The organism is Chromohalobacter nigrandesensis (assembly GCF_023061285.1).
Classification (GTDB): domain Bacteria; phylum Pseudomonadota; class Gammaproteobacteria; order Pseudomonadales; family Halomonadaceae; genus Chromohalobacter; species Chromohalobacter nigrandesensis.
This window is the reverse complement of the sequence record NZ_JAKGAM010000011.1, coordinates 1-20,666: the sequence shown is the minus strand read 5'-3', so window position 1 is coordinate 20,666 and position 20,666 is coordinate 1. Positions and strand designations below refer to the sequence as shown.

The window sequence follows — 20,666 nt, the reverse complement described above, 5'->3', positions numbered from 1 at the left end:
TCAATCAGCACGTGGCAGCAACCCCTGCCGCCGTCGAAACAGGTATCGCGGCACGAGCATCGCCAGCAGGAACCCCAGCGCTGGCAACAGCAATTGCGCCAGGGCGAAGATGGCGGTGAGTCGCCGGTCGCCGCCACTGGCCAGGCTGACCGCTTCGGTCGTCACCGTCGCCACGCGCCCGGCGCCCATCAGCACGGTAGGTAGATACTGGCCGATACTCACCGCGAATCCCACCGCCGCCGCTGTCAGGATCGGCGCCAACAGCAGCGGTAGACGCACGCGCAGGAAAACCCGCCATGGCCCGGCGCCGAGGCTACGCGCCTGCTGGCTCCAGCGCGGGTCCAGGCGCCGATAGCTTTCTGCCAGCGACAGAAAGACATAAGGCAATACGAACACCGCATGGCCCGCGATGACCGCCGCCATGCCCGGGCGGATGCCGAATTGCGCTTGCATCATGACCAGGCCGAACAGGAACGCCACTGGCGGCACCAGCAGCGGCAGGTACAGAACCACTTGCGCCCAGGGCCGTAGCGGTCGCTGCTTCAGGGTTTCCGCTTCCAGCGAACCCAGTACCAGCACCACCGACAGCAGAGTGGCGGCAAACGCGACACTCAGCGATTGCCACACTGGGGCGACCAGATCGTCCGCCGCCGCCTGCCAATTGTGTGCGGTCGGCGGCCACGGCAGAAAATGGGGAAACGGCCAGTAGCCCGCCACCGACCACAATGCTAGCCCGGCCAGACCTGCCACCATCAAGCCCAATACCAGACGCATCGCCGTCAGCGCCATGCCGCCTAGCCACCGCTCGCCACATTGACGACGCCCATCTCGCCACCAACTCTGGCTCACGAGCGCCACCAGCCGCTCCAGCAACCACCAGGTCAACAATGCCGCCAGGGTTAGCAGCATTTGCAACATTGCCCCTGCCGAGGCCATGAAGCGCATCGATAGCGAGGGATCATTGAGCCAACCGACTACCGAGACTGCCAGCGTGGACGGTGTCGAAGGTCCCAGGATCATGGCGACATCCACCGTCGAGGTAGCGAAGGCAATCACCGCGTAGATGGGCAAACGCAGCAAGGGATAGAGCCCGGGCATGGCCACCTTGAGAAATGCCGTCAAGGGACGATAACCCAGGCTTCGGGCCACTTTCAGGCGCTCGTGAGCCTGGCACTGCACTAACGCCGCCAGGCTCATCAGCAGCAAGAAGGGCACTTCCTTGATGACCAGACCCAAAATCAGCGATAGCCCCCAAGGGTCGCCGGGAAATGCAAAATCCGGTGGATATTGCCAACCGGTTGCCCACGGTGAGAGGCCCCGCGCCACCCACCCCGATGGTGCCAGCAGAAATGCCAGGCCAATCGCCGCCGCTGCGTGGGGCACCGCTAACAGCGGCGATAACCAGCGCTGTATGCGTCGATACAGGGCGGTATGCAGGAAGCTTCCCAAGAAGAGCACCACGAGACCTAGCGAGAGTGCCGCGCTGGCCAAGCCGGTGACGAAGCTGAGTCGCGCCATGTCGACAAGGCCCGGCACCTCGAGAAGCTGTCGCCAGGGCGCCAATGTCAGGCTATCGCCGCCCAGTACGGGCAAGTAACCGAAGGCGGGCGCCATGGCACCCAGCACGCCGCTGACCACGGGGAGGCTGAGCAACGCGATGGTCAGCCAGGGCAACACGCCGATAGTAAACCGATAACTCGTCGCTCGACTCATTGGGCGCCGTAACGCTGCCGCCAGGCCTGCTCTAGCGGTTCAATCCAGGAAGGATGGGGTTCGCGCAATGTTTCACCCAGCGACTGCGGCGGCAGGCTGTCGGCCGTCCGCCCATCGCGTTCAAATGCCTCCTGCTGTGATGCATTCAACTGCGACATGTCCAGCACCGTGGCATCGCCCCACATCGAGAGGTCCTGCTTGCGGGCCTGAGCCTCGGGCGACAGCAGGAAGTTGGCGACCGTCAACGCGCCGGCCTTGTGTTGGGCATTGTAGGGAATGGCGACGAAATGCACGTTACCCAGTGTACCGTTGTCGAGTATATAGCTGCGCGTAGTCGGCGGCAGTTGATGATCGAGCACAGCGGCGGCCGGTGCCGAGGGCGTGAATGTGAATGCCAGGCTCAACGCGCCGTCACCCATGAGCTGGCGCATTTGCGGCCCCCCTGCGGGAAAGTTCTTGCCCTCGCGCCATAGAGAAGGGTGCAAGCGATCCAGATACTCCCACAGCGGCGCGGTGACGGCCTCGAAATCCGCCTCGTCGACGGGTTCATAGAGTGCCTCGGACTGCTCGGTCAATGCCAGCAGCGCCTGCTTTAGAAAAGTCGTACCCAAAAAGGCCGGGGATTGGGGATAGGTGAAGCGACCTGGATGTGCCTTGGCCCAGTCGAGCAGTGCGGGCATGCTGCGCGGCGGCTCATCGACACGCGTGCTGTCGTAATAGAAGGTGACCTGCGCGCGGCCCCAGGGAGATTCATAGCCATTGACCGGTAGCGTGAAGTCCTCGCGCACCTCGGGATGCTGCTTGGGTGCGGTAAGTGAGAAGTTGGGCAGTTGTTTGGCCCAGGGACCATAGAGCAACTCATTGCCTTTCATTGCAGCGAAATTCTCGCCGTTGAGCCAGATCAAATCGACCGCGCCTTGAGCCTCGTTGCCGGCCGCTTTCTCTGCCACGACGCGGGTCACGGCCTCGGCGGTATCGCCTACTTTGACATGCTCCAGATCGATGCCGTAGCGCTGCTCGACCCGGTCGGCCACCCAATCGATATAGGCATTGGTACGCGGGTCACCGCCCCAAGCGTTCCAGTACACGGTCTGCCCCCGGGCAGCCTGGGTTACCGATTCCCAGTCGGACAACTCGTAGGCGTGACCCAGCGTCGGCAAGAGTGCCAGCGCCGCTATCAGCCAGCGTCGAATATCTCTCATGCGGTCCGTTTCTCCCTTCCATTTGTGCCTTATATGGCCTCGCCACTTGGTCGTCATGCGCTGGCGTTTCTTACATCGCACAGTCCTTACATCGTGCACTGACTAAGACGTCTGTCATTGGATCGCCTATTGTCGGTTTCGGCGACGGCTCGTTTCCTCACTCGCGAAAAATACGTGAAAGCCTGTAAGGATGTCTCCCCACTCCCGACACATAAACTAGAAATCAACAATATCCATCGGGAGCGGAGCAAATGGCCATACAATCGTCGCGGGCGCGTCGTTATTGGTTGGGGGGCAAGCGTGCCGATGAGCAGGATCGCTTCTTCCGCGAGGCACTCGAGGCACGCGGCTGGTGCGCCGGCGATGCCGAGGACTGGCAGGCCGGCTGGTACACCGGGACACCCGATAGAGTGCAATTCCGCAAGCTTTCGCCAACATGCAAGTTCAATCATCTGCCCGGCAACAATGCACTGACGCTGAAAAGTCGTCTGTACCAATCGCTGGCAGCGCTTCGCGAGCGAATGAGCGTACGTTTCGGTGCCAACTCTCCACAGGTCGCGCGGCTTGACTTTTTCCCCCGCTCCTACCTCATGCCCGATGATTATCATGCGTTGCAGGAGACGGCGTTGGCTGATCCTGAACAGCGCTGGATTCTCAAGCCCAGCAATGCCTCCAAGGGCAAGGGCATTCGCCTGCTCGACGATGTCGCCGAGGCGCCTCGCCAGGCTCACTGGCTGGTTCAGGAATACCTCGATGATCCGCATACCATTCGCGGCCATAAATATGTCTTGCGCCTGTATGTCCTGCTGGCGTCGCTCGATCCCTTACGCCTGTATGTTTTTCGCCAGGGATTCGCCAAGCTTGCCTCGGCGCCCTACGATCGCGACGATACCGCCAACCTGTTCAGTCAGCTGACTAACCCTGACATCAATACCCGTAATACGGATGCCGAGGTCCCCGTCGAGTTCATTGACCTGGAACGCTATCGTGCCTGGCTACGTGAGCAGGGGCATGACGACGACGCCTTGTTCGCGCGTCTTCACGACCAACTGACGCTGACGGTCATAGCGGCCCTGGATACCTTCCGGCAACGATGTGATGACGAAGGCGTCGATGCGCGCGGTGGTTATGAACTGCTGGGCATCGATTGCCTGATCGATGCCGATCTCAAGCCCTGGGTCCTGGAATGCAACCTGAGTCCGTCGCTCGGGGTCTGTGCGGGTCCCGAAAGTGGCGGGATACTCGAAGAGTCCATCAAGCGGCAACTGGTCGAGGACATGGTCTCACTGGTGGATCTCGATGGTCAGGAGGTTCCTGCGGCCAGCGATGCTTCTCCACGGGCACTGCTTGACGATACCCGACGTGAACTGGCCCGTGCCGGCGATTTCCTGCGTCTCTATCCGAGTGCCGACCCCGTCGATCACCTGGCGTTTTTTACCTGGCCGAGTCGTCTGGATTGGCACCTGGCAAAGGCGTTGACAGCATCTCCGCTGCCTGAGCCACGCCTGCAGCGCGGAGATGTCTGCGAACTGATCGACGACGACCGCCTGGCACTGTACGACACGCGCCGTGGTGATATGTGCCTGCTCAATGACAGCGCCGCCCTGATCTGGCTGCTGGCTAGCGAGGGTGAGACACCCAGCAGCATCGTCGAGCGATTGTTCGACGCCAGCCAGGCCGGACATGCGCCGCCCGATCGCGATGCGCTGGAAGGGCATGTCTGGCATTGCCTGGCCGACTGGTGCCGCCAGGGGTTTCTGCAGCAAGCACCGGTAAACGCAGATGAGTATCGACAAACATCTCGTCAGGCGCCCGATACAGCGGCACGGGATGCCTCACCGAGCGCGGCATCGACGCCGCTCGGCTTCTCCCTGGCCGAGCACACCTGGGCGTTGCATACCGATAGCGCCCCGGCTCTCGACCGCCTGGCGGGCGCTCTGACGCTACTGGATGCCGAGCAGGGCCGTACATTGCCCCGCTTGAGACTGATTGGCGAGTCCGGCGGCTACCGCATCATGCTTGACGACATCTTGTTGGCTTCTCATCTGGGGCTCGCCGAACTCGGTCCTTGCCTGGTCGACCGGCTCGCACGGCGGACGCTCGACGAGCAACAGCTGATGATCGACGCCGCGCTGCTGGTTCACCCAGAAGCGCCTGAGGAAGCCGTCTTGGTGGCCGTCGCCGACGATGCCTGGCTGACGCTGCGTGAGGAGGCCGAAGCCACCGGTTATAGCCTGGTACGGGGCCTGGCCTGGCAGCGTCAGGTGCCCGGGCAGGCCAGCGCGCTCGGATTGCCGCTGGCCTTGGAAGGAGGACGACTCGCGGCCACGCCGTCGCCGTCGCCGGCCACCCTGAGGATCGTCGGCGCGACGAAATACGATGACGACACGGCGCAGCCTGCACCACTGACACTTCTCGCGGCGTTGCTGCCGGCCTGTCGGCGTGCCGACCGTGCGCCTTCGCGTGGCGATGACGTCGCTGCCTTGCTCGATCTGCTTATCGAGCTACCGATGTTCTCGCTGTCCAGCGATATCCCGGGATGGGAAACAAAGCCCTTTGAAGATAACAGGCACAAAGCCTTGCCGATCGAGCAGTGAAACGATCGCCACTGTGAATTCATCGTCGGCGCACGTCGTCACTATCAGGAGAGCTTGCTCATGACAGACTCACCACGGAAATCCTCTCAGACCCTTACTCAGGCGTCCTGGGCGCATTGGCTGCTGCGCGCCGCCATGGCCAGCGTCTTCCTGTATACAGGGATCGACAAGTTCGCGGGCAGCGGCCTACAGGGCTTTGCCCAGATCATGAATCTGCCGTTGATCATCGCCCTGGCGGTCGCGCTGGGCGAGATTGCCACCGGTGCCCTGATCTTGCTCGGCGGCGTAATGGCCGAGCGACTTGGTGACGCCGCGACCCGCCTTGGCGGCCTGTTGGTGATGCCGATCCTGCTGGGCGCCATCTTCATGGAGCACTGGGGCCAGTGGCACTTCATGGCCACGCCGACCCATCCGCTCGGCGGCATGATGTTCCAGGTCACGTTGCTCCTGGTCGCCCTGTACCTGATGGCCAAGGGCAATAATACCTGACTCATGATGGCGCCCTAGCCCCCTAAGGAGATCTTGCTATGAACCAGAATTCGCGTCGCACCTTGCTCGACTCGCTCTCGCGGGGGATCGCCTACAGCGTTCCGGCGTTTGCCATCGTGGTCGGTGCTTCCGCTGCCTACGCCATCTACTCCGATGTGGCGACGCCTAGCGGTTATTACATGTTCGCCTCGGCCGAGGCTGGCGCGGAAGGTGAAGCCAGCCCGGAAGGTGAAGCCAGTCCGGAAGGTGAAGCCAGCCCGGAAGCCGAAGCCAGTCCAGAGGCCGGTTGATACCTTGTCGAGGCCTCTTCATCGGCGATGCATCGCATCGCCACCTACGCAAGAAAGGAGTGCAATCATGATGTCACATGAAAGCAAGCGTCATGGCCTGATGGGACGCCTGAGTCGTCAGGTGATCTACACGACCCCCATGCTGCTGCTGATGTCCGCGCCACTCGCCGCTCAGGCGGTTGCCGACACGACTGCTGATACCGGCGGTTACGCGACGGTGCAGAGCGATATGCCGCTGCTGGCGAATGCCGAAGGTGAAGCAGAAGGCGAGGGTGAAGCAGAAGGTGAAGCAGAAGGCGAGGGTGAAGCAGAAGGCGAAGGCGAAGGCAGCGCCTGACATCGCCGATTGCAGGGCGCGATCTCGCGCCCTGTTTTCAATTCTATCAGCACAGGAGTCCTTGCCATGGCTTCCACTACTGCGTCGAATGCCTTGCTCAGTGAGACCATCGACACCCTGTGGCAACTGGCGGATTTCGTGGCTGGCCTGCCGCCTGAGCAATACGCCGCGCCGCATGGTGTGGATGCGCGACACTCCGTGGGCAAGCATGTGCGGCATGTCCTTGATCACTACCAGGCCTTTTTGAATTGGGTAGAGACCACAACGGCGACTACGCTGGACTATGAATATCGCGAGCGTAATCCTGAGCTGGAACAGGACCCTGACAAAGCGCTGGTGCACATGCGACGGTTGATCGAGCGCCTGGAGCAAGTCGATGCCTTTGATACGTCCACGCGTCTGGTCCACCTGCGCTACCAAGCCGGTGATCAGGATTGGCCGTTGACCTCCAGCCTGGAGCGCGAGTTGACCTTTATGACCAGTCACGCGATTCACCACATGGCCATCATCGCGTTGCTTGCCGACAGCCAGGGTATCGAAACACCCCAGACCTTCGGTGTGCATCCCTCGACGCTGCGCCATTGGCAGCATACATCCCAACCGGTCCACGAGGTGCGATCATGAGAGACGATCATAAGGCAAGACATGACAGCGTAACGGCTCGCCTGGTGTTGGTCGCCATGCTGATGCTGATGACATCGGTCACATGGGCTGATGACCACTGGCCGCAAGATGGCTGGCGAGTGATTCCCACCCAGCAGAACTATACTACGCTGCTCGATCACCTCAAGAGTGCCGTAGAGGCTAACGACATGGGTGTCGTTACCGATGTCGGGCCTACCCAGGCAGCCGCCCAACGCGGTGTGGAGATTCCCGGTAACCGGGTGGTCGGCGTGTTTCGCAACGACTTTGCGGTCGATATATTGCGTTTGAGCGTACCGGCGATGATCGAGGCACCGATTCGCTTCTATATCACCGAAAACGAGGACGGCACTGCGACGCTGGCTTGGAAGCTCCCCAGCGTGATATTTGCGCCTTATATAGCGCGTATCGACGATCCTGGCCGGGCCGAGTCATTGGCAGGCATCGCCAACAAGCTGGATACGATCTTCGCCGATATCGCCGAACAGGCGACCGCGCCCACGTCCTGATTCCGTTGCCTATTGTCGTGTGCAGCTCGTTATTGGCAGGCAGTCATCACGCCAGGGCGAGTCTATGGGCGAGCTGCCGGTTGTCGTCGCCGACCCATTCGACAATGGCGCCCGAGAGATAATGCCGGGCCCGATCCTCGACGTGGGTAATCAAGCGGTCCTCGCTCAGGTCGGCGGACCAATCCTCGCCTTGCACGCTGGCGTCTTGCTGTTGACGGTGAAGTGTCAGCCACTTGGCGCACCAGGTGGTCGACCATAGCCACATGGCGCGCCGCGTGGCCACCAGGGCCTCGATGTCCATCGCGTCATCGCTGGTAGCGCGTGCCGCCCACCAGTGGCGATAGAAGTCCACTACGCTTGCGGTATCCAGCACGGCGTGACTCGCCGGGTCCCAGGTCGTGGACGTATACAGCGACGCGTGGGCTAGATCCAGTCCAGGGTGGCCGTAACGGCACTTCTCCAGGTCGACCAGTACCGCCTGCCCTTCGGGCGTGATAAGGAAATTGCCCGGATGCGCATCGAAGCTGATCAGACAGCGCTGGGCATCGATACGCTCGGCCAATTCACGATCATCGTGGAAGAGTGTCAGTTCGGTGTCGAGCCGCCGCCTTGTTGCCTCATCAATCGGCGCGTCATCAAGATAGGCGGCCTGGGCCAGCACCTCGTCGCGCATAGCCGTCCAAGGCGAACGCGGGCTGGCCAAGGGGGGACGCGCATCGACCGGGGGCACAGTGACCTCATGAAGATGTGCCAGCGCCTTGCCGATCGCTGGCAAATCATCCGGCAATTGCGCCGATCGCCCCTCTATCGCACTGACCAGCAAGCCGCCTCGGGGAAAGTCGGCACTGATCGGCAGGATACCGTGAAGGTCCGGGGTATGGCCGCTTTGTGCGGCGCGTCGAAAGCAGTTCGCTTGATAGTCTAGATTGGTTTCCGGATCGAGCTGCATCTGGCTCTGCTTGGGAAGTCTTGCTATCCAATCGGGTCCCGTGTCGCGGGAGATCCATACATGATCATGCGCCAGGCCGGTGTCCGGAAGCGCAGTTAGATGAACGACATCGTCGTTGATGTCGGTCAAAGCCCTGTGCAATCGAGACAGGCGTTCGATGGAGAACAAGGATGAGGGCGTAAAATCGACCACGAAACACTCCTGGGAGGTGATTGAGCTACTGCTGCTATTCGACATGGATATGCGACATAGAGCCAAAATGGTTGATACATCCTATGAGTCGCAGAAATGGTTAATACCTTTCTGGTTTCTTGCAGTATCCATGCCGCGCCATGCTCGAAAGCGACTGTAACGATGAGCCGGCGTTGCCGCTAGCATGGCTTGCGACTGGCGAGTACACGCTGACGATGTCACGCTGATGAGTATTCATCCATCAGCTGACAAAACGGACAATCGACATGCCGCATTCCGAGCGCAGCATGGTACGGCCGGCGCGCAAGCGTCGCCTCGGCGTGGTGCTAAGTGTGCTCGCGGTGCTGGTACTGCTCTTTCTGGTCGCTTGGTTGTGGGCGTTGCCGGCATATATCGACAAGCGCCTCACCCAGATGCTGGCCGAGCGTAGCGGTCGCCAGGTGACCATCGAGGACGTCACCCTTACTCCGTGGCGCCACCAGGTGACCCTCGACGGGGTGAGTATTGCAGGTCAGGCCGACACGCCGGTTTTCTCGAGCGAGCGGGTGGTGGCAACCCTCGACTGGCACTCGCTGTTCGCATCGGGCTGGCGCTTCGAGCGGATCGATCTAAACGCGCCGCGGCTGCAACTGATCTGGCGCTCGAGCGGTGAATGGAACCTGGTTCAACTGTTCGGCGGTGATGGCGGCAGCGGTGGTGAGACGATGCCGCTGCGCATCGACCAACTCAACGCTAGCGACGCCCGGCTCGACTGGATCAACCGACGCCCCGACGAGCCGCTGACGCTGAGTCTGGAAGACCTCGATCTCAAGCTCCACGGCTATGACAACACTTCCCAGAGCCCCTTCGACTTGAGCGGCCAGGCGGACTGGAACGGCGGCACCCTGAAGGGCAATGGCGAAATGGGCTTTTCGCCGTGGACGGTGGATGTCGATCTCGACGCGAATCAGGTACCACTGACCACGCTGTCGGGCTATCTGGCGTACATTGTTCGCGCCGAGCCCACGGCGGGGTCGCTGGGCGCGCAGATTCGCGTACGGGCGGGGCAGGCCAGTGAAGATGAAGGCGGGATGCGCGTCAACGGTCAGGGTGCGATCGAAGGGCTCGAGATGCGTGACCCTGAGAAGGACCAGTCCATTGCCCGTGCCGAACGCTTCGCCGTGGAGGGGCTGACGTTTGCCAGCGCGCAGCCTGAACTAAGTGCCGAGCGGGTGTCGCTTGTGGCACCCTGGCTCGATGTGATGATCGATGAACAACTCGGTACCAATCTCACCGCCTGGCGCCCGCCGTCATCGAGCGGTGATTCTGATGAGGGTGGTTCTGAAGATAGTGGTTCCGAAGATGGTGGATCCGAAGACGGAGGCATGCACTACGCACTCGATACCCTGACCATCGAGCGTGGTGAGGTGGCCTTCAGCGATCGTCACCTGCCGCGCCCGTTCGAGCTCGAGTTCTCGGCGCTGAATGGCGAGTGGCGACAGCTCAATTCGGACCAGACGGGCGATGGTGAGTTATCGCTCGAGGGGCAGGTGGCCGATGGCTCTCCGCTGCGCATCGAGGGCGATTTCGATCCGCTCGGCGACGCTCTGAACGGTAACCTGAACTTGCACTTCGAGCGCCTCGATCTCGAGACCTTAGATCCTTATCTGCGCGAGTTCGGTGGCTATGCTGTCGAGCGTGGCCAGGCGACGCTGGATCTCGACTATCGGCTCGAGCAGGGCAGTCTAGAGTCTCAGAATCATCTCGTCCTGCAGCGGCTAAAGCTTGGCGAAGAGGTCGATGCCTCGGCCACCGATCTGCCGCTCAAGATGCTGGTCGGTGTCCTGAGGAGCGATGGCGGCACCATTGAGCTCGACATTCCCATGAGCTTACCGCTTGATGACCCTGGATCGGTGGACTTTGGCAGTGTTGTCGGTCAGGCGATCCGCGAGGCGCTCGAGAACCTAGTGTCATCGCCACTGGAAACCCTCTCCGAAGTGGTCAATAACGGTGGTGTCAATCACCTGGACGATGCCGAGTCGGCCGCCGATGGCGAGAGCAACGAGAGCGGTGAAGATGGCGAGAGTGGCGACGGCTTGGAGATCTACGAACGTGCCCGCACCCGCCAGTGAGCGCATTGAGGCCTTGATTCGTAATGGCCCCAAGGCTTCATGAGCACTCAGTGCGCGGGGTAGCGCTTCAGCGGATCCTGCCGGAAGTAGCGTCCCAGCAGTGCGTAAAGCTCGGGGTAGGCGTCGTCAAGGACGTCGGGGGCGGTGAAGAATGCTTCGCAGCAGACTGCGAAGCATTCGCCGGGATGCGTGGCGGCGTAGTCGTCGATGGGTGTGGCCTCGCCGCGTTCGAGATGCGCCTGGAGGTCGTTCCATACATCCGTGAATACACGGTGCCAGTCGCGCGGGTCGATATCGCGCGGCAGGGGCGGAAAGCCGTCGGCGTCCAGCGAGTTGCCCATGTCCAGCTTATGGGCGAATTCGTGAATGACGACATTGAAGCCGCCCCAGCCGCCACTTTCCTGAATATCCGACAGGGCGAGGACGATGGGGCCCTGGTGCCAGGTTTCGCCGACGCGCTCGTCTTCATATTCGTGGACCACGCCAGCCTCGTCCATCTCCTCGACCTTGCGGCGGAAGGCCTCCGGCAGCACGAGAATCTCATGAACGTTGGTGAAGGCCTCGCGCGCGTCGCTCTCCGACCAGTAGAGCGTCATCAGGCAGGCTTGGGCGACCAGCGCCAGGCGCGCGGGCAAGTCGAACAATTCATCGTCGAAGAGCGAAAGCCGCTTGCGGCGTAGGAATCCCCAGGCGCGCTCTCCGAGGCGTCGGGCGTCGTCCTCGGGGAGCGCCATCAATAACGGCACTCGAGCCCGGCCTTCGTCCCAGGCTTCGGCGGGGAAGGGATGGCGCTCGCCGCGCCAGGCATTCCACCATTTCATGGTTGGGCTCCTCGCCGTCTTCCGCTAGCGCGTCGATCAGGTATCTTCCTGGCGCGAGCCGGATGGCCGGCCCCCCGACTTCCACGACCAGTCGCGCCAGCGCAGGTCGAAAAGGTCCTGGCGGCGGTCCTTCAAGTTGGTCACCGACCCCTCGTTGCGCACCACCGTGAGACGCGTCAGGTCGAGATCCGAGAACATGATCATCTCAGTATTGGGGGTGGTTTCGGCCAGCACCGCATCGTGGGGGAAGGCGAAGTCCGAGGGTGAGAACACCGAGGACTGCGCGTACTGGATCTCCATATTCTCGATCGACGGCACGTTGCCGACGCTGCCGCACAATACCACGTAGCATTCGTTTTCAATGGCGCGTGCCTGAGAGCAGTGACGCACGCGCAGATAGCCGTTCTTGGTGTCGGTCCAGAACGGCACGAAGAGGATATCCATGCTCTGATCGGCGAGTAGCCGCGAAAGCTCCGGAAACTCGACGTCGTAGCAAATCAGGATGCCGATTCGACCGGCATCGGTGTCGAAGACACGCAAGTCGTCGCCGCCCTCGATGATCCAGTCGCGGCGCTCCTGAGGGGTGATGTGCAGCTTGGCCTGCGCCTCGATGTCGCCGTCGCGGTGGAAGAGGTAAGAGATGTTGTAGAGATGCCCGTCGTCGTGTTCTTCGATCATCGAACCGGCGATGATGTTGATGTTGTAGGACACCGCCATGCGCGACAGTTCGGTCTTGAAGTGCTCAGTGAAGCCGGCCAGGAAGCGGATGGCCGCGATTTGATCCTGCTGGGCGGCACGATCCTGCAGGCCCATCAGCGGTGCGTTGAAGAGCTCCGGGAAGATCGCGAAGTCGCTCTGGTAGTCCGACAGCGCGTCGATGAAGTACTCGGCCTGTTGCAGCACCGCTTCCACCGAGGAGAACTCGCGCATTTGCCATTGCACCGCGCCCACTCGCACCTGGGTCTTGCGGGTATCGAGCACCGATTCGGCGGGCTCGAAGAGAATGTTGTTCCACTCCAGCAGGGTCGCGTAGCCCTGGGATTTCTCGTCCTCCGGCAGATACTTTCGCAATAGCCGTTTGACCTGGAAGTCGTTGGCCAGTTGGAAGGACAGAATAGGATCGTGAATCTCCTTGCGCGAGACATGATCCAGATACTCGGCCGGTGACATTTCGCTGGCGTACTGGTGATAGTTGGGAATTCTTCCGCCGGCAAGAATGGCTCGCATATTCAGTGACTTGCACAGATCCTTTCGGGCTTCGTAGAGACGCCTGCCGAGCCGGTAGCCGCGATAAGCCGGATCGATCAGCACATCCAGGCCATACATGGCGTCGCCCTCGGGGGCGTTGAGAATGATCTCCCGCTGATCCATCAGATCGTCATAGCGATGCGGGTTGGAAAACTCCTCGTAGTCGACGCGAGCGGTCAAGGCCATGCCAACCAGGGTCTCGTCGTCCTCGATGACGATCTGACCGTCGGGGAATTCGCTGATCAAGCGTTCGATGGTGCGCTGCGGCCAGGCGCCACCGATATCGTGATAGATCCGATCCATCAGCGTCTTGAGCTGCGGGTAGTCCTCGGGCGTCAGATTGCGAAGATTCAGGTGAAGGTCTTCGAGGGACATGTGGGTGTCCTGCGTTGCGAATACGAAAGTGGCCGCTAGTGTATCACGCAAGGGGCGTGGCTCATGAGGCAACGGTTTGGCAGTGGAACGCCTTTTCCTGCCAAAAAGCCCTGCGCGTGGCAGGGCTTGTCAGGTGACGAGAGAACTATCGGTGCCGTGCTATGAGGATTGGAAGTTCTGCTGCGTGTCGACGTCGCCTTGTGCTTCGGTCTTGGGTTGGGTTCTCCAGATGGCGATGTTGGCGTAGCCATAGAATATCGAGATCGCAATAACCAGCATGTGGTACCAGAGGAAGGGCAGGTAGGACATGGTCGAGACGCCGAGAGTAGTGGCCATGAACACACCGCCGTCGGTCCAGGGCACCATTGGAGTCGTGATGGTGCCGCCCGCTTCGGCATTGCGCGAAAGCACCCGCCGGTCAACGCCTTGGTCGTCGTAATTTTTCCCGGTGATGGTGCTGGCGGTGATCAGCGAAACGTAGGCTGCGCCACCGAAGAAGTTACCGAAGAACCCGCTTAGCATGGTCGAGACCGTCAAACGGCCTGGATTATTGGCCCAGCGCAAAAAGCCATTGCTGATCGTCTTGAGGATACCCACGTGGCTCATTAAGCCGCCGAGGCCCAAGGCGAATAGGATCAACGCCACGACACTGAGCATGGACTCGATGCCGCCACGGTTGAGCAGCGTGTTTAGAAACTCCACGTCGGACTGCATGTCGTTGCCCACATAGGCGATGCGAATGGCATCGATGGGGCCGATACCCTGGGCCCACCAGGCGCAGATACTGCCCAGGACGGCGCCGAAGGTGATGACTGGAATGGCCGGGTAGCGACGGGTCAGCAGCCCGATCACGATCACTGCCGGCAGCAGTAGCCATGGGCTGATGGTGAAATTGGTTTCTAGTGCTTGCATAGCGACAGTGGCGCGCGAGGTGTCCACATCGCCGCTGATATAAAAGAAGCCGACGACTAGAAACAGAATCGATGCGATCGGAATGGCGAGTGCGCTGACCGTCATCATGGAACGGATGTGGTCGATCAGGTTGACCTTGCACAGCGAGGCAGTCATCACCGTGGTGTCGGACAGCGGCGACATCTTGTCGCCGACGTAAGCGCCGGAGATGACGGCGCCGGCCACCAGCGGGAGCGGAATGCCGAAGCTATGTCCGATGCCCATCATGGCGACGCCAGCGGTACCCGCAGTACCGAAAGAGGTACCGGTGGATAGCGAAGTCAGGGCGCAGATCACGAAGGCGGCGAACAGAAATATCTGCGGGTTCATCACCGTCAGCCCGTAATAGATGATGCTGGGTACGATGCCCCCGGCGATCCAAGTGCCGATCAGGGCGCCGACGGTGGTGAGAACCAGCACTGCTTCCATGCCGTTGTGAATCCCGTCGATGAGGCCTTCCTGCATGTCGGCATAGGACATCTTGAGCTTCAGACCAAGTGCCATGACCAGAAACCAGGAGGCGAACAGCGCAAGCTGAATGGGTAGGCCGAGCACGTTGATGCTGAGGAACATGATGGCGATAAAGCCCACCATGACGGCCAGCACTTCGGCCATGCTGGGTAGCCTTGCAGGGGAATTGGATGAGGACATGATATCTCCTTTGGTCTTGTTGTCTGAATTGAAGGGAGTGCGTTTAGAAGCGATCGAGCCGATAGGGTGTCAACTCGGGAAGTGCTTGGTCGGTCGCAGGGGGAGTGCGTCGAGATGCGCCGGCCTCCGTCGATCCTTGCATTGCCAGCCCGGCGATCAGCTCTGCTGTCACTGCGGCCTGGGTAAGCCCCAGGTGGTGATGCCCGAAAGCCAGCAGTACTCTGCCATCTTTCGCGCTATCGATGACGGGTAACGAATCAGGCAATGAAGGGCGAAAGCCCATCCAGGGAGTTGCCTCGGAGGCATCGAGTGGCGTCTTGAAAAGGCCCTGGGTCAAGCGGTGCAATCGCCGTGCCCTTTCCATGTTGGGCGGTCGCTCGAGACCCGCGAATTCGACGGTGCCCGCCAAGCGCAAGCCATCCGACATCGGCGTCATGATGAAACGACGCTCCAGTGACGTGACCGCCAGGGGGAGACGCGACTGCTCTCCGGGCAGCATCAGGTGATAACCGCGCTCGGTATCCAGTGGCACTCGGGTGCCGGTTAGTCGGGCTGTTAGCGGTGCCGAGTGGGCGCCGCAGGCTACCAGCACCTGGCGGCCATGCAGCTTCCCCGAGGCGGCCGTCTCGAGTGTGACGCCATCACTGTGGACGCGCCCGGAGATGACTTCGTCTTGACTGAACGTGACGCCCTCCGACTTGGCCGCTGTCACCAAGCGTTGCATGACCGAAAGCGGGTCGACGACGTGGCCGGTCGCAGGAAAGAACAGGCCGCCGCGAACCGATTCGGAAAGTTGTGGCGCCACGTCGCGGATGGCGTTTCCCGACCAGGATTCGATCGGCACGCCCTGCGTTGCCATGCTGGACTGCAGTGCTTGCAGGTTGGCCAATGAGCTTTCCTGCTCGTAGACCATGAAAGAGCCGTCTTCCTTCAGTAGATGGTTGCCATCGACCGATTCAAGCAGTCGGCGCCAGGCACTTAGGCTTACCTCGTTGAGCGCGCGGATGCCGCTCACGCTGTTCTGGTAGGGCGCTTGGCGTAGATTCAGCAACAATCGAGTGAACCAGGGCAGTGCCTTGGGAATGTGGCGCCAGTCCAGGCGCAGCGGTCCCATGGGGTCCATCAGCATGCGCGGGAGGCGTTTGAGAATCGATGTGTCGGCGATGGGAAAGACTTGCTCGGTGGCCATGTGTCCCGCATTGCCAAAGGAAGCCCCCATGCCTGGCGCCTGCTTGTCTACCACCAGCACTCGCAAGCCTTGCCGACTCAGCGCGAGAGCACTTGCAATACCGACCACGCCGGCGCCGATGACGATGATGTCGGCATGGTTGGCTTCGTCTTGGGAGGTCGAGTCATATGAGCCCATCGAGGTTCCTCAACTGACAGATCATTTTGTATTTGTCGATTGTATAAAATATAAGATATGTCGTTGTCAGCTTCAATACGGAATTCGAACAAAGTCGTGACGTATCGCGTGAATGACGCACCGGCGGCGGACGACTGCGGGACATGGGGGCGGTTAGGGCTTGCCGTGATGCCTTGGGCGGGTACTTCGGACGAGTGAAAGGGAAAATGTAACGATGCGCCGGAGCCAGACCGGGTGATGGTTGAAGGTACGACGCTTGGTGCTCGAGTCGTATGGAGAGAAACGCGAGCGCTTGATGGGCGAGAGCCGGTTTATGATGTGCGGGTCATGATGTTTCGGATTGCTTGGCGCGCTCTTCCAGAAGCGCGACGATGCCTTCGCAGGCTTCCTGGATATGCGTCTTCAACAATTCACAGGCCTTGTCGGCATCGCCCTGACGGGCTAGTTCAAGCAGTCCGTGATGCTCCTGCTCGGCTTTTTCGATTTCCTGAGTATAGACCAGTTGCATGCGGATATAGCGATCGGACTTGGTGTTCAACTGGCTGATCAGGGAGAGGGTTTCAGGTAGCTCGGCCGGGGCATACAGCGCCTGGTGGAAGGCGAAGTTGTACTCGCTCCAGTTATCTATGTCGCCGCCGGAATTCAGCGCCTGATCGTACTTGCGGAGGATGTCTCCGGCCTTTTTCAGGTCTGCTTCGGTGAGCCCGTTGATAGCATGGCGCAGTACATAGGTCTCGAGCAGTACGCGCAGGTCGAACAGTTCGCGAATCTTGGCCACGGAAAGCTCGGTGGTGAAGGCCCCCCGGTGGGCATGAAACTCGACCAGACCTTCGGATTCCAGGGTCAGCAGGGCTTCGCGGACAGGAATACGACTGACGTCATAGTCCCTGGCCAGGGCATCCTGACGAAGCTGGGTGCCGCCCTTGAATTCCCCGCCCAGTATGCGCCCGCGCAGATCGTCCGCGACGAATTGCGCACGTGTCTTGTAAGTCGCCATGGCCGGCCCCTGTCGAAGGTTGGAATTCGCACACTGTATACAAACTGCAATGAATGTCCAAGATGAAGACATGGGGGCGTGGCGACCAAGCCGTGCAATGCGATAGCACTCGGTTTGATACGCTGGGAAGGGCAGCCAGGAGGCCGATCGATGCAGGCCTCCCGGCATGGCAGTGAAGCGGCACTCACGACGTCGAGGTATCAGGTGCCGCCCAGGCGCTCTCAAGGGCGGCAGACCATTGCGCGTACCAGGTACGGAAAAGCGCGTATTGCGTTTCGATATAGCGTCGCTGGGCGTCGCTCAGTACATCGCTCTCGTTGAAGTGCAGCGCGTACTCGCTGTCGCCGTTTAGCACCATCAGGTGCTTGTAATAGAGAACCAGATCGGCACCTTCATCGAAGGAGGACAGTACGCCGAGCGCTTCTTCGAGCTCCTTGGCCAAGCGGCGAGCGGTGACGTTGCCCTTGGCCGCTTTCTTGCTGAGTGCGACGAGGTGCAGCACTTCGCGGGGCAGGGCATTGCCGATACCGGTGATGGCACCGGTAGCGCCGCAGTTGACGAAGCCATGATAGACGGTGGTGTCGACACCGACCATCAGCGTGACGTCATCGTCCTGTGAGGTGATGTGCTCTGCCGCATAACGTAAGTCATCGGCGCCGCCGAACTCTTTGAAGCCGATCAGATTCGCGTGTTTGGCGCGGAGCTCGAAGAACAGGTCGGCACGGGTGGCGAATCCGTAATGAGGACTGTTGTAGATCACCGCCGGCAGGTTGGGTGCGGCGTCGAGAATGGCCGAGAAGTGAGCCTTCTGAGCAGTGGTGGAAGTGCCGCGGGACAGCACGCGGGGAATGACCATCAGCCCATGAGCACCGACCTCGGCCGCATGAGCGGCGTGGGAAACGGCTTCCTTGGAGTTGACTGCACCGGTACCGACGATGGTTGGAATGCCGGCCTCGACCAGCCGTGTGACGCCTTCCTGACGCTGCGCTTCGCTCAGCAGCGGCCAGTCGCCCATGGAGCCGCAGTACACCACGCCGCTCATTCCCAGCTCGATCAGTTCACGACCCTTGGCGACCAGGGCGTCGAAATCCGGTTGGCGTTCGGTGGTGCAGGGTGTCATCAGTGCGGGAATGCAACCGGTAAAGATGGCATCGTTCATCGTTGTTCCTCAAGGGTTGGTCTATTGCATGCAAGTGGTTCATCACGGCGGCATCACCGCGATGCCCGGCGCTGAATCGTCGAGATAAGATGTATCACTGACGCGTGATCCCCCAGGCGAACGGGTCCTGTTCGTCGATCAGCAAGGTGGCGTCGGCGCTGAGATAGGCGCGTCCCTTGATCGAAGGACGAATGCGCTCGCCCTCACATTCGTAGGAGGCCTCGAACTGGCCGCCGCAGATGCTCGCCTGGACCCAGGTCTGCCCCGGCGCCAACTTGCCGTCGGCGGCAAGGCAGGCGAGTTTGGCGCTGGTGCCGGTGCCGCAGGGCGAGCGATCGTAGGCCTTTCCGGGACACAGTACGAAGTTGCGGCTGTCGGCATTGCGGTCGTCGCAGAAGAGTTCGATGTGATCGATGACGCCGCCGTTTTCCCCGGTGATCGACTGTGCGTCCAGAGCTTGTCGAATGGCCCAGGTGTAGTCGGTAAGAGCCTTTACGTTGTCGAGTTCGATGGTCATGCCGTGATCGCTGACCAGGAAGAACCAGTTGCCGCCCCAGGCAATGTCGCCGTGTACGACGCCGTACCCCGGCACCTCGACAGGAACTTGACGACGATGACGGTAGGACAGGACATTGCGAACGGTCACGGCGCCGTCGTCGTGAAGTGTGGCGTTGATGGGGCCCGCCGGGGTATCGATCTTGTGGTAGCCCGGCTTCATGCGTTCCAAGTGGTGTAGCGACGCCACCAGCCCGATGGTGCCGTGGCCGCACATGCCGAGATAACCGCTGTTATTGAAGAAGATGACCCCGCAACTGGCATCGCTGGACTCGGGCTCGCAGTACAGCGCGCCGACCAGCACGTCGTGTCCGCGTGGCTCCAGCATTATGGCTCGGCGCCATGCATCGTGATTGTCGCGAAAGTCGTCGCATTTCTCGGCGATGGTACTACCGGAAAGTGTGGGGATGCCCTCCATGACCAACCGTGTCGGTTCACCTGAGGTGTGGGAATCGATGACGTGCACGCATTTCATAAGCCACCTTCGCTCGATCTTATTAGTTTTTATATTTTATACAATCTTCAAGTGATTTTGTGAAGTCATGTCCGTAGACAATCATCCAAGATGGTCATGTGATGAGGCACATGCCGGGGATCGTGCATGCATGCGTGAGCCGGCGCCACGCCGATGAGGAAAAGCATCGGTGGGCCGGCGACGGCGGGAAGGACGGGGCCAGTAAGAGAAAATGACATTCTGGACTGCGCCGTGGCCGATGCCGTGAGCGAGTCCCGGGGTGTTACTGCACTGCGAGTGGTTAACCTGGCCGGTGCATCTTGAAGTTCTGCTCGGCACTGATCTCGAAGTAATCGGCCGGGCCGCCGCCGCGCAGGATGGGACGCGCCTCGGCGGTCTGATAGACGCCGTCATGTAGCAGTGACTGGTCGATGTGCACACCGACAACCTCGCCCAGCACCAGCCAGGTTTCGAGCGACTCGCCAGCGGCGGAGTGGAGCTGAATCAGCTGACTCAGCCGACACTCGAAGGCGACGCGCGCTTCGGCGACGTGCGGTACGTCAACGACCTGGGAAGTGCGCGGCGTGAGGCCGGCCAACGCGAATTCATCCACCTCGGGCGCGACGGCCGCGCAGCTTGCATTCATCTGTTCGGCGAGCGGGCGGGTCGCCAAGTGCCAGCAAAACTCGCCTGTGGCAGCGATGTTACGCACGCTGTCCTTGTAGCCGATGCTGGAGAACCCGACGATCGGCGGCGTGTAATTGAAGGCGTTAAAGAAGCTGTAAGGTGCCAGGTTCAGGTGGCCGTCGCGATCCTGGGAGGAAACCCAGCCGATCGGGCGTGGCCCGACGATGGCGTTGAACGGGTCGTGGGGCAAGCCGTGGCCCTGGTGCGGCTCGTAGAAGTGGAATCCATCACGCATGGTGCTTCCCTATGTCGTTTCCTGAATGAATGCGTGGATGGTAGCCAGAGACGCGTGTCAGTGATAGAGCAGGGGCAGGATGGGAAGATGAAAAGATGGAAGTAAAAGTCAGGCGTATTTATCCGCACTGCTTGTC

General features: G+C 60.9%; 18 protein-coding genes. 7 read left to right on the top strand and 11 right to left on the bottom strand.

Going from position 1 to position 20,666, the window contains the following annotated elements:
• Positions 1 to 1,713: an ABC transporter permease gene (locus tag L1073_RS12835; protein WP_246899847.1), complete on the bottom strand. Its 1,713-nt coding sequence runs from the start codon at positions 1,711 to 1,713 to the stop codon at positions 1 to 3.
• Complete coding sequence (locus L1073_RS12830; RefSeq protein WP_246899845.1) at positions 1,710 to 2,915, bottom strand: ABC transporter substrate-binding protein; 1,206 nt, start codon at positions 2,913 to 2,915, stop codon at positions 1,710 to 1,712. The genes L1073_RS12835 and L1073_RS12830 overlap by 4 nt, the downstream gene beginning before the upstream one ends.
• Before the next feature lie 251 nt (positions 2,916 to 3,166).
• Between L1073_RS12830 and L1073_RS12825 the strand changes: the two genes are divergently transcribed.
• From L1073_RS12825 to L1073_RS12800, 6 genes are all read left to right on the top strand, one after another.
• The gene (locus tag L1073_RS12825) at positions 3,167 to 5,512 is read left to right on the top strand and encodes a hypothetical protein (protein WP_246899843.1); all 2,346 of its coding nucleotides are present in this window, start codon (positions 3,167 to 3,169) and stop codon (positions 5,510 to 5,512) included.
• A gap of 60 nt (positions 5,513 to 5,572) precedes the next feature.
• A complete protein-coding gene (locus tag L1073_RS12820) occupies positions 5,573 to 6,001 on the top strand; it encodes a DoxX family protein (RefSeq protein ID WP_246899841.1) in 429 nt (142 codons plus the stop codon).
• A 38-nt stretch (positions 6,002 to 6,039) separates the two neighbouring features.
• On the top strand, positions 6,040 to 6,291 hold the full coding sequence (locus L1073_RS12815) for a hypothetical protein (protein WP_246899840.1): 252 nt from the start codon (positions 6,040 to 6,042) through the stop codon (positions 6,289 to 6,291).
• Between the two features lie 67 nt (positions 6,292 to 6,358).
• Complete coding sequence (locus L1073_RS12810; protein WP_246899838.1) at positions 6,359 to 6,628, top strand: hypothetical protein; 270 nt, start codon at positions 6,359 to 6,361, stop codon at positions 6,626 to 6,628.
• A 66-nt stretch (positions 6,629 to 6,694) separates the two neighbouring features.
• The gene (locus L1073_RS12805; RefSeq protein ID WP_246899836.1) at positions 6,695 to 7,252 is read left to right on the top strand and encodes a DinB family protein; all 558 of its coding nucleotides are present in this window, start codon (positions 6,695 to 6,697) and stop codon (positions 7,250 to 7,252) included.
• A complete protein-coding gene (locus tag L1073_RS12800; protein WP_246899834.1) occupies positions 7,249 to 7,779 on the top strand; it encodes a DUF302 domain-containing protein in 531 nt (176 codons plus the stop codon). Before L1073_RS12805 ends, L1073_RS12800 begins: the two co-directional genes overlap by 4 nt.
• A 46-nt stretch (positions 7,780 to 7,825) precedes the next feature.
• On the opposite strand, the gene L1073_RS12795 is transcribed toward L1073_RS12800, so the two are convergent.
• Positions 7,826 to 8,920 carry an aminoglycoside phosphotransferase/kinase family protein gene (locus tag L1073_RS12795; RefSeq protein ID WP_246899832.1) on the bottom strand — a complete coding sequence of 365 codons (1,095 nt, stop codon included), beginning with the start codon at positions 8,918 to 8,920 and terminating at the stop codon, positions 7,826 to 7,828.
• A gap of 266 nt (positions 8,921 to 9,186) precedes the next feature.
• On the opposite strand from L1073_RS12795, the gene L1073_RS12790 reads away from it, so the two are divergent.
• The gene (locus L1073_RS12790) at positions 9,187 to 11,031 is read left to right on the top strand and encodes a DUF748 domain-containing protein (RefSeq protein ID WP_246899831.1); all 1,845 of its coding nucleotides are present in this window, start codon (positions 9,187 to 9,189) and stop codon (positions 11,029 to 11,031) included.
• 47 nt (positions 11,032 to 11,078) lie between these two features.
• On the opposite strand, the gene L1073_RS12785 is transcribed toward L1073_RS12790, so the two are convergent.
• From L1073_RS12785 to L1073_RS12750, 8 genes are all read right to left on the bottom strand, one after another.
• Entirely contained in the window at positions 11,079 to 11,852 is a 774-nt protein-coding gene (locus tag L1073_RS12785; RefSeq protein WP_246899829.1) for a M90 family metallopeptidase, read from the bottom strand.
• Positions 11,853 to 11,888: 36 nt separating this feature from the next.
• A complete protein-coding gene (locus tag L1073_RS12780) occupies positions 11,889 to 13,475 on the bottom strand; it encodes a bifunctional GNAT family N-acetyltransferase/carbon-nitrogen hydrolase family protein (protein WP_246899827.1) in 1,587 nt (528 codons plus the stop codon).
• Positions 13,476 to 13,634: 159 nt separating this feature from the next.
• Positions 13,635 to 15,077, bottom strand: coding sequence for a Na+/H+ antiporter NhaC (gene nhaC, locus L1073_RS12775; RefSeq protein ID WP_246899825.1), 1,443 nt, complete (start codon positions 15,075 to 15,077; stop codon positions 13,635 to 13,637).
• A gap of 43 nt (positions 15,078 to 15,120) precedes the next feature.
• Positions 15,121 to 16,443 carry an NAD(P)/FAD-dependent oxidoreductase gene (locus tag L1073_RS12770; RefSeq protein ID WP_246899823.1) on the bottom strand — a complete coding sequence of 441 codons (1,323 nt, stop codon included), beginning with the start codon at positions 16,441 to 16,443 and terminating at the stop codon, positions 15,121 to 15,123.
• Between the two features lie 325 nt (positions 16,444 to 16,768).
• Complete coding sequence (locus L1073_RS12765) at positions 16,769 to 17,440, bottom strand: GntR family transcriptional regulator (RefSeq protein WP_246899821.1); 672 nt, start codon at positions 17,438 to 17,440, stop codon at positions 16,769 to 16,771.
• Between the two features lie 184 nt (positions 17,441 to 17,624).
• On the bottom strand, positions 17,625 to 18,599 hold the full coding sequence (locus L1073_RS12760) for a dihydrodipicolinate synthase family protein (protein ID WP_246899819.1): 975 nt from the start codon (positions 18,597 to 18,599) through the stop codon (positions 17,625 to 17,627).
• 94 nt (positions 18,600 to 18,693) lie between these two features.
• Positions 18,694 to 19,629 carry a 4-hydroxyproline epimerase gene (locus tag L1073_RS12755; protein ID WP_246899817.1) on the bottom strand — a complete coding sequence of 312 codons (936 nt, stop codon included), beginning with the start codon at positions 19,627 to 19,629 and terminating at the stop codon, positions 18,694 to 18,696.
• 280 nt (positions 19,630 to 19,909) lie between these two features.
• Entirely contained in the window at positions 19,910 to 20,530 is a 621-nt protein-coding gene (locus tag L1073_RS12750) for a flavin reductase family protein (protein ID WP_246899816.1), read from the bottom strand.
• Positions 20,531 to 20,666 lie beyond the last annotated feature (136 nt).